At 66.2% G+C, this 795-nt stretch carries 1 protein-coding gene; it reads left to right on the top strand.

Translation table 11 applies throughout. The annotated features are described in order from the left end of the window. Positions 1-108: 108 nt before the first annotated feature. Positions 109-780, top strand: a complete 672-nt coding sequence (gene cybH, locus U9980_RS15325) for a Ni/Fe-hydrogenase, b-type cytochrome subunit (protein ID WP_322768529.1) — start codon at positions 109-111, stop codon at positions 778-780. The last annotated feature ends 15 nt before the right edge of the window (positions 781-795 follow it).

The following is a 795-nucleotide window of genomic DNA, read 5'->3' as shown; positions in this document are numbered from 1 at the left end:
CGTGTACGACGCGGACGGCCGCGACATCGTCCGGGTGCGGGTCCAGTGACCGCCGCCGCGCCAGACGGATCTGTGCCGGGCGGATCTGTGCCGGGCGGATCCGTGCCGGTGAAGGTGGCACCCGGGCGGGAGACCTTCGCCCGGGTGCGAGTCTGGGACCTGCCGGTACGGGTGGTGCACTGGCTGCTCGTGCTGGCGCTGATGGTGCTCAGCGTGACGGGTTTCCTGATCGGGAACCCGCAGCTGCGCCTCGGCGGCGACGCCTACTGGGTCACCTGGGTGAAAACGGTCCACGAGGTCACCGCGTTCGTCTTCATCGATCTGATCCTCGCGCGGGTCGCCTGGCATGTCCTGTCACCCAACCGCTGGTCGCGGTGGACGGAGTGGATCCCCAGCACGCGCGAACGCCGGCGCCTGATCATCCCGTCGCTGCGCTTCTACCTGTTCATCGACCGTGAGGCGCCCGAGGTCGTCGGGCACAACCCGCTCGCCGGGATGACCTACGTCGTGCTCTACACGATGTTCGCCGTCGAGATACTGACCGGAGTCGCGCTGTGGGGCGTGGAAGGCAGGAGCTGGGCCGCCTTTCTCACCGGATGGGTGTTCCACCTGGTCTCGTTGCCGACAATCCGGCTCATCCACCATATGATCATGTGGCTGACCTGGGGATTCATGATTCACCATCTGTACAGCGCCATGCTGGTAGACCGGGTCGAGGGGACGGGCGTGATCTCCTCGATTTTCTCCGGTTCCAAGTTCCTGCCGAAGGACCGGCTGTGATCGGGGCAGTTCCCG

Origin of the sequence: Protofrankia sp. Cr1, from assembly GCF_963555865.1 — a bacterium.
In the GTDB taxonomy this organism is placed as follows: Bacteria; Actinomycetota; Actinomycetes; order Frankiales; family Frankiaceae; genus Protofrankia.
The sequence above is the reverse complement of the archived record's forward strand: the minus strand, read 5'-3'. Positions and strand labels throughout refer to the sequence as shown.